We start from the raw sequence: 7,064 nt of genomic DNA, 5'->3' as shown, positions 1-7,064 counted from the left end.
CCATTCTTATTTTATTCGACTATAATTTCTCCAACTATACAAAAAAAGCCGTCTGAAAATCGATGATTTTCAGACGGCTTTTTTTACTCTGCGCAACCGTTATTTTTTCAGACGGCCGTGCAGTTCCTGTACGCTGTACACGCCCATGGCGTTGAGGCTTTTCGCGCCTTCGCTCATGGCTTCGCCGCCGGCGACGGTGGTGTATTGCGGTACGCGCTGGGTCAGCGAGGTGCGGCGGATGCTGTGGCTGTCGGCCACGGACTGGGCGTCGCTGCCTACGGTGTTGATGACCAGTGCGATGTCGCCGTTTTTAATCATATCGACGATGTGCGGGCGGCCTTCCAGCACTTTGTTGACCGTTTGGGCGGTGATGCCGTGTTCGGCCAGATAGGCTGCTGTGCCGCGGGTGGCGCAGAGGCCGTAGCCTAAGGCTTGGAAGTTTTTGGCGGTTTTCAGCAGCAGCGGTTTGTCTTCGTCGCGTACGGCGAGGAAGACTTTGCCGGTGGCGGGCAGGCGTTCGCCGGCGCCGAGCTGGGATTTGAGGTAGGCTTCGCTGAAGGTGGCGCCTACGCCCATCACTTCGCCGGTGGAGCGCATTTCGGGGCCGAGGATGGTATCGACGCCGGGGAATTTGATAAACGGGAACACGGCTTCTTTCACGGCGTAGAAATCGGGGATGACTTCTTTTTCAACACCTTGTTCTTTCAGTGAAATACCCGCCATGGCGCGCGCGCCGACTTTGGCCAGCGGTACGGAAGTCGCTTTGGAGACGAACGGTACGGTGCGCGATGCGCGCGGGTTGACTTCGAGTACGAAGACGGTGCCGTCTTGTACGGCGAATTGGACGTTCATCAGGCCGACGACGTTCAGGGCGTAGGCCATGGCTTTGGTTTGGCGGCGGATTTCGTCTTGGATTTCCTGGCTCAGGGAGTAGGGCGGCAGCGAGCAGCCGGAGTCGCCGGAGTGGATGCCGGCTTGCTCGACGTGCTGCATGATGCCGCCGATAACGACTTCTTTGCCGTCTGAAACGCAGTCGACATCGACTTCAATGGCGTTGTTCAAGAAGAAATCGAGCAATACGGGGCTGTCTTCGGAAACTTGTACGGCTTCGCGCATATAGGTTTTGAGCTGTTCTTGCGAATGTACGACCTGCATGGCGCGGCCGCCGAGTACGTACGACGGGCGCACCACCAGCGGGTAGCCGATTTCTTCGGCCAATACCAGGGCTTCTTCTTCGTTGCGGGCGGTGCGGTTGGGCGGCTGGCGCAGGCCGAGGTCGTTGAGCACTTTTTGGAAGCGTTCGCGGTCTTCGGCGGCGTCGATGCTGTCGGCGGAGGTGCCGATGATGTTGACGCCGTTTTCCACCAGCGCGTTGGCGAGTTTGAGCGGGGTTTGGCCGCCGTAATGCACAATCACGCCCCACGGGTTTTCGGTACGCACGATTTCGAGTACGTCTTCCAGCGTCAGCGGCTCGAAATAGAGGCGGTCGCTGGTGTCGAAGTCGGTGGAGACGGTTTCGGGGTTGCAGTTGACCATGATGGTTTCGAAACCGCTTTCGCGCAGGGCGAGCGCGGCATGTACGCAGCAGTAGTCAAACTCGATGCCTTGGCCGATGCGGTTGGGGCCGCCGCCGAGAATCATGACTTTGCGTTTTTCAGACGGCCGGGCTTCGCACTCTTCTTCGTAGGTGGAGTAGAGGTAGGCGGTGTCGGTGGCGAATTCGGCGGCGCAGGTGTCCACGCGTTTGTACACGGGGTGCAGATTCAGCGCGTAGCGGTGTTCGCGCACTTCTTTTTCGCCCACATTCAACAGTTGCGCCAAACGCTTGTCGGCAAAGCCTTTGCGTTTCAGACGGCGTAAAGCGGCGTAGTCCAAATCTTGCAGGCTGCCTGAAGCCACGGCGGCCTCTTCTTTGATTAAATCTTCGATTTGCGCTAAGAACCACGGATCGATGGCGCAGATTTCGTGGATGTCGGCAATGCTGAATCCGGCGCGGAAGGCGTCGGCGACATACAGGATGCGCTCGGGGCCGGGGTTGGCCAGCTCGCGGCGGATTTCGGCTTTGTCTTCGGTTTTCGGGTTGAAGCCGCACAGGCCGGTTTCCAAGCCGCGCAGGGCTTTCTGCATGGATTCCTGAATAGTGCGTCCCATCGCCATCACTTCGCCCACGGATTTCATCTGCGTGGTTAAGCGGTCGTCGGCAGCCGGGAATTTTTCAAAGGCAAAACGCGGGATTTTGGTGACGACATAATCGATGCTCGGCTCGAACGATGCGGGCGTGCGGCCGCCAGTGATGTCGTTTTTCAACTCGTCCAGCGTAAAGCCCACCGCCAATTTCGCGGCCACTTTGGCAATCGGGAAGCCTGTGGCTTTGGAAGCCAGCGCGGAAGAGCGCGATACGCGCGGGTTCATCTCGATCACAATCATCTCGCCGTTAGCGGGGTTGATGGCAAACTGCACGTTGGAGCCGCCGGTGTCCACGCCGATTTCGCGCAATACCGCCAAAGAAGCGTTACGCATGATTTGGTATTCTTTGTCGGTGAGCGTTTGCGCGGGGGCGACGGTAATCGAGTCGCCGGTGTGTACGCCCATCGGGTCGAAGTTTTCGATGGAGCAGATGATGATGCAGTTGTCGTTTTTATCGCGCACCACTTCCATCTCATACTCTTTCCAGCCGAGTACCGATTGCTCGATCAAAAGCTCGTGGGTGGGCGATGCGTCGAAACCGCGTTCGCAAATCGCCAAAAATTCGTCTTTATTGTAGGCAATGCCGCCGCCCGAACCGCCCATGGTGAAAGACGGGCGGATCAGCGTCGGAAAGCCCACCTGCTCCTGCGCCGCCAAGGCTTCGTTCATGGTGTGGCAGACAAACGATTTCGGGCAATGCAGGCCGATTTTTTCCATCGCTTCCTTAAAACGGCCGCGGTCTTCGGCTTTGTCGATGGCGTCTTCGGTCGCACCGATCAGCTCGACATTGTATTTCGCCAACACGCCGTTGCGCGCCAAATCCAGCGCACAGTTGAGTGCCGTTTGGCCGCCCATGGTCGGCAATACGGCGTCGGGGCGTTCTTTGGCGATAATCTTCTCAACCGTCTGCCACATAATCGGCTCGATGTAGGTTACATCGGCCATATCGGGGTCGGTCATGATGGTGGCGGGGTTGGAGTTCACCAGAATGACTTTATAGCCCTCCTCGCGCAAGGCTTTGCACGCCTGCGCGCCGGAATAGTCGAATTCGCAGGCTTGTCCGATGACGATGGGGCCGGCGCCGATGATGAGGATGGATTTTAGGTCGGTACGTTTGGGCATGTTTTCTCTTTCACTATCATTTATAACTGTATTGAATAGGGTTGATGGCACCCTGCTTAAGCAAGCGTAGGTTGGGTTTGTAAACCCAACATATCTGAAATATCCGGTAATGTTACAGGTAATAAAATAAAGTGTTGGGTTGATAACCCAACCTACCGCCGGGATTTCATCACAAGCTACATTTTTCAGACGACCTGACGATTACCCTTAAGGATAACATTGCCGTGTATGCAAAACACGCATAATGGTAATGTGGGAAGCGTTGATTTCATACACAATCAGATAATTGGGATGGATAATCCATTCGTGGGTTTGTTCTACTCGCCCGCGCCGTCCGATATAGGGTAATACTGTTAAATTGGCGGTGCTCTCTTGGATGAATTGTTCCATTTCAAATGCGGCGGTCGGGTTATCGTTGAAGATAAAATCGATAATCTCGTCCACATCGTCCAGCGCAGGGGCAGTCCATTCAAGCAGGAGTGTCATGTTTTAACTTTTCCAAGCGTTCCGCACGCTTGGCGGCAAAATGTGCCAACGCGGCTTCATGGCTGACGGTCGGGGCTTGGCGTGCTTCGGCAACTTTGGCACGAAACCAAGTATCGTATTCGTTCGCTGCTTGCGTGTTGTCAAATTCATGCAATCTGGGGTCGAGCTTTAAGGTATTCATGCTTGCTCCCTGTGTTTATTGTTAGGCTTTCAACCTAACACGGTCAATATTCCGCTTTTTTCAGACGGCCTTACACATCCAATTTCAAATCGCCGTCTTTAATCCAGCCGATTTTCCGTAAAGGCCGGGCAATCAGCAAGGTCAATATAGCGGGCAGAATAAAATGCAGCAGGGCGATGGCGAGCCAGATTTCGGCCGAATTGCCCATGGCGCTGATGGTGCCGATTTGTCCGACCAGGCCGCTGGTGCCCATGCCGGCGCCGCTGGGGATGTTGGCCATCTGAAAACCAAGCGTGGCCAGCGGGGCGATAAGGGCGGATGCTAAAGTCGGCGGTATCCAGATGCGCGGGTTTTTCACAATATTGGGCATTTGCAGCATGCTGGTGCCCAGGCCGTGGCTGAGCAGGCCGCCGATGCGGTTTTCACGATAACTCATTACGGCAAAGCCGATCATTTGCGCGCAGCAGCCGATTGTGGCTGCGCCTGCCGCCAAGCCGCTTAAGGAAAGGGAAATGGCGATGGCGGCGCTGGAAATGGGCAGGGTCAGTATCATGCCCATCAATACGGCGACGATGATGCTCATGGCGAAAGGTTGCAGCTCTACCGACCACATAATCCATGCGCCCAATCCGGCGGTGGCGGCGGCAATTGCGGGGCCGATAAATTGCGCTGCGGCCATGCCCGATACCAAGGTGGCGGCGGGGGTGGCGATAATATCCACCGGCGTGGTTTTGCTGACTAATTTGCCGAGTTCCGCGCCGATGGCAGCGGCGATAAAGCAGCCGACCGGCCCGCCGAGCGCGGCGCCTGCGGTACCGGTGGCGGCGCTGGCGAACAATACTAGCGGCGGGGCTTTGAGGGCATAGGCCACGCCGACGCCGATTGCCGCGCCCATCGCGCTTTGCGCCTGTGCGCCGACTTCGACCAGCCACGGTAAATCCATCCAACCGCCGATGCTTTTTAAAATCAGCCCGACAATCAGCGAACCGAATAAGCCTAGAGCCATAAAATTCAGGGCGTCTATGCCGTAGCGGCGCAGGGAGAATTCGATGTTTTGCTTGGCCAGAAATGCTTTGATTTCCATCGTTTCTCCTCCGGTGTGGTGGTGGCGTTTGGCGGTTTGCTTATCGCTATGGAACACAAAATGATACGGCTTTGCGGTATTGCTTCATTCTGTGTAATCCGACTGTATTTTTCAGACGGCCTGACCCATGTCGGATTAGTCTGTCTGCGGATCCAGCGCCTCGGTAGCCAAGCGCAGGCGTTGCCAGGCGATGCGTTGGAAGTCGGTGTAGGCGGTCCACAGGGCGTCTTGGCTCATGATGCTGTGTTCGCCCGGGGTGGTCAAGTCGAGGCTTGCGCCGTTTTCCAAGGCTTCGTGCAGGGCGAGGTATTCGCCGCCGGTGTAGAAGCCGTCGAGCTCGTTTATCAGTTCGGCTGCCTGCTGCCAGCGGGCGAGGTCGGCTTCCAATTCGGGCAGCAGGGCGCACCATTCGCGGTAGCGGCTTTGGATATGGTTAATCCTGTTTTGCATATTGTGCATATCGGGGTGGTGCGCCATATCTGCTCCGTTGCCAGGCCGTCTGAAAATCAGACGGCTTTGGCTGCTTTCATGTTGGCAATGAATTTGTCGAACAGGTAGGCAACGTCGTGCGGGCCGGGGCTGGCTTCGGGGTGGCCTTGGAACGAGAAAGCGGCGCGGTCGGTCAGCTCGATGCCTTGCAGTGAGCCGTCAAACAGTGATTTGTGGGTCACTTTGACATTGGCGGGCAGGGTGTCGGCATCGACTTGGAAGCCGTGGTTTTGGCTGGTAATCATGACTTTGCCGCTGCCTAAATCTTGCACGGGGTGGTTGGCGCCGTGGTGGCCGAAGGGCATTTTGCTGGTTTTCGCGCCCACGGCCAGGCCGAGCAGCTGGTGGCCCAGGCAGATGCCGAACAGGGGTTTTTCTGCGGCCAGCAATTCGCGGATGGCTTCGATGGCGTAAGCGCAAGGCTCGGGATCGCCGGGGCCGTTGGACAGGAATACGCCGTCGGGGTTCATCGCCAATACGTCTTTGGCGGGCGTTTGCGCGGGCACGACGGTCAGACGGCAGCCGCGTTCAGCCAGCATACGCAGGATGTTGGTTTTCACGCCGAAATCATAGGCGACAACATGGAAGGGTTGCTCGGCGGGCGCGGTGAAGCCTTGTCCCAGCTTCCACTCGCCTTCGTTCCATTCGTAGCTTTCGGTGCAGCTTACTTCTTTGGCCAAATCTTTGCCGACCATGCTGCCGAATGCGGCAATCAGCTCTTGGGCTTTGGCTTCGGTGGCATCCGCGCCGGTCAGAATGGCGCCGGCCTGTGCGCCTTTGTCGCGCAGGATTCGGGTCAGGCGGCGGGTGTCGATGTCGGCGATGGCCACGGTTTGGTTGCGTACCAAATACTCTTGCAGACTTTCGGATGCGCGGAAGTTGCTGTGCAAGAGCGGCAGGTCGCGGATAATCAGGCCGGCGGCATAAACGGCGCGGCTTTCCACGTCTTCGCCGTTGGTGCCGGTGTTGCCGATGTGCGGGTAGGTCAGGGTCACGATTTGCTTGCAGTAAGACGGGTCGGTCAGGATTTCCTGATAGCCGGTCATGGAGGTGTTGAACACGACTTCGCCGGAAGTCGAGCCGTTGTAACCGATGGATGTGCCGTGGAATACGCTGCCGTCTGCGAGAACGAGAATTGCCGGTGTGGTCATAATCATTTCCTGTCTTACCTGGATATTGGTCGGGAGGCCGCCTGAATGCGGTATATATTCGGAGAGCTTAATTTCTGCTACGGCGTTGGCTCGCCTTGTATCAGAATTTACGCTTCGACTATAGTTTGATTCCGTGCGTCTGGCTGTGTTTTCAGACGGCCTGTAAATGCGGGCTAAAAAAAACACGCGGCGCGGCTTGTTATGAAGCGGCGTTACGTGCTTTCAGGTATTCAAATCAGATGTAAAAAATACCTCAGAAGCAACGTATTTTAAGCGAAAATGCCGCGGCTTTCAAGGGCTGGAAGCGGACGGCGGGGTTGGACGGTAAAAAAGCCGTCTGAAAATCAGACGGCTTTTTTACTTG

Annotated in this window: 6 protein-coding genes; all 6 read right to left on the bottom strand. The window is 56.6% G+C overall.

Features of this window, described 5'->3' with window-relative positions:
• Positions 1-99 precede the first annotated feature (99 nt).
• The 6 genes from carB to carA all read right to left on the bottom strand — a co-directional run bounded on the left by carB (position 100) and on the right by carA (position 6,700).
• Complete coding sequence (gene carB, locus BDE01S_RS06865; protein ID WP_066079207.1) at positions 100-3,309, bottom strand: carbamoyl-phosphate synthase large subunit; 3,210 nt, start codon at positions 3,307-3,309, stop codon at positions 100-102.
• Between the two features lie 207 nt (positions 3,310-3,516).
• The gene (locus tag BDE01S_RS06860) at positions 3,517-3,795 is read right to left on the bottom strand and encodes a type II toxin-antitoxin system RelE/ParE family toxin (protein WP_066079204.1); all 279 of its coding nucleotides are present in this window, start codon (positions 3,793-3,795) and stop codon (positions 3,517-3,519) included.
• Positions 3,779-3,976 carry a type II toxin-antitoxin system RelB family antitoxin gene (gene relB / locus BDE01S_RS06855; RefSeq protein ID WP_066079201.1) on the bottom strand — a complete coding sequence of 66 codons (198 nt, stop codon included), beginning with the start codon at positions 3,974-3,976 and terminating at the stop codon, positions 3,779-3,781. The genes BDE01S_RS06860 and relB overlap by 17 nt, the downstream gene beginning before the upstream one ends.
• Positions 3,977-4,046: 70 nt before the next feature.
• Positions 4,047-5,117 (bottom strand): PTS sugar transporter subunit IIC, encoded by a 1,071-nt coding sequence (locus BDE01S_RS06850; RefSeq protein WP_245934306.1) that lies wholly within the window; start codon positions 5,115-5,117, stop codon positions 4,047-4,049.
• 78 nt (positions 5,118-5,195) lie between these two features.
• Positions 5,196-5,510, bottom strand: a complete 315-nt coding sequence (locus tag BDE01S_RS06845; RefSeq protein WP_066079214.1) for a DUF4298 domain-containing protein — start codon at positions 5,508-5,510, stop codon at positions 5,196-5,198.
• Between the two features lie 56 nt (positions 5,511-5,566).
• Positions 5,567-6,700: a glutamine-hydrolyzing carbamoyl-phosphate synthase small subunit gene (gene carA / locus BDE01S_RS06840; protein ID WP_066079210.1), complete on the bottom strand. Its 1,134-nt coding sequence runs from the start codon at positions 6,698-6,700 to the stop codon at positions 5,567-5,569.
• Positions 6,701-7,064: the final 364 nt, after the last annotated feature.

Origin of the sequence: Bergeriella denitrificans NBRC 102155 (assembly GCF_001592185.1) — a bacterium.
Lineage (GTDB): Bacteria > Pseudomonadota > Gammaproteobacteria > Burkholderiales > Neisseriaceae > Neisseria > Neisseria denitrificans.
The sequence above is the reverse complement of the archived record's forward strand: the minus strand, read 5'-3'. Positions and strand labels throughout refer to the sequence as shown.

What these genes read in the sequence shown, in the direction of transcription:
- carB (WP_066079207.1), bottom strand. Translation starts at nt 3,309, where the DNA reads ATGCCCAAACGTACCGACCTAAAATCCATCCTCATCATCGGCGCCGGC.
- BDE01S_RS06860 (WP_066079204.1), bottom strand. Translation starts at nt 3,795, where the DNA reads ATGACACTCCTGCTTGAATGGACTGCCCCTGCGCTGGACGATGTGGAC.
- relB (WP_066079201.1), bottom strand. Translation starts at nt 3,976, where the DNA reads ATGAATACCTTAAAGCTCGACCCCAGATTGCATGAATTTGACAACACG.
- BDE01S_RS06845 (WP_066079214.1), bottom strand. Translation starts at nt 5,510, where the DNA reads ATGCAAAACAGGATTAACCATATCCAAAGCCGCTACCGCGAATGGTGC.
- carA (WP_066079210.1), bottom strand. Translation starts at nt 6,700, where the DNA reads ATGACCACACCGGCAATTCTCGTTCTCGCAGACGGCAGCGTATTCCAC.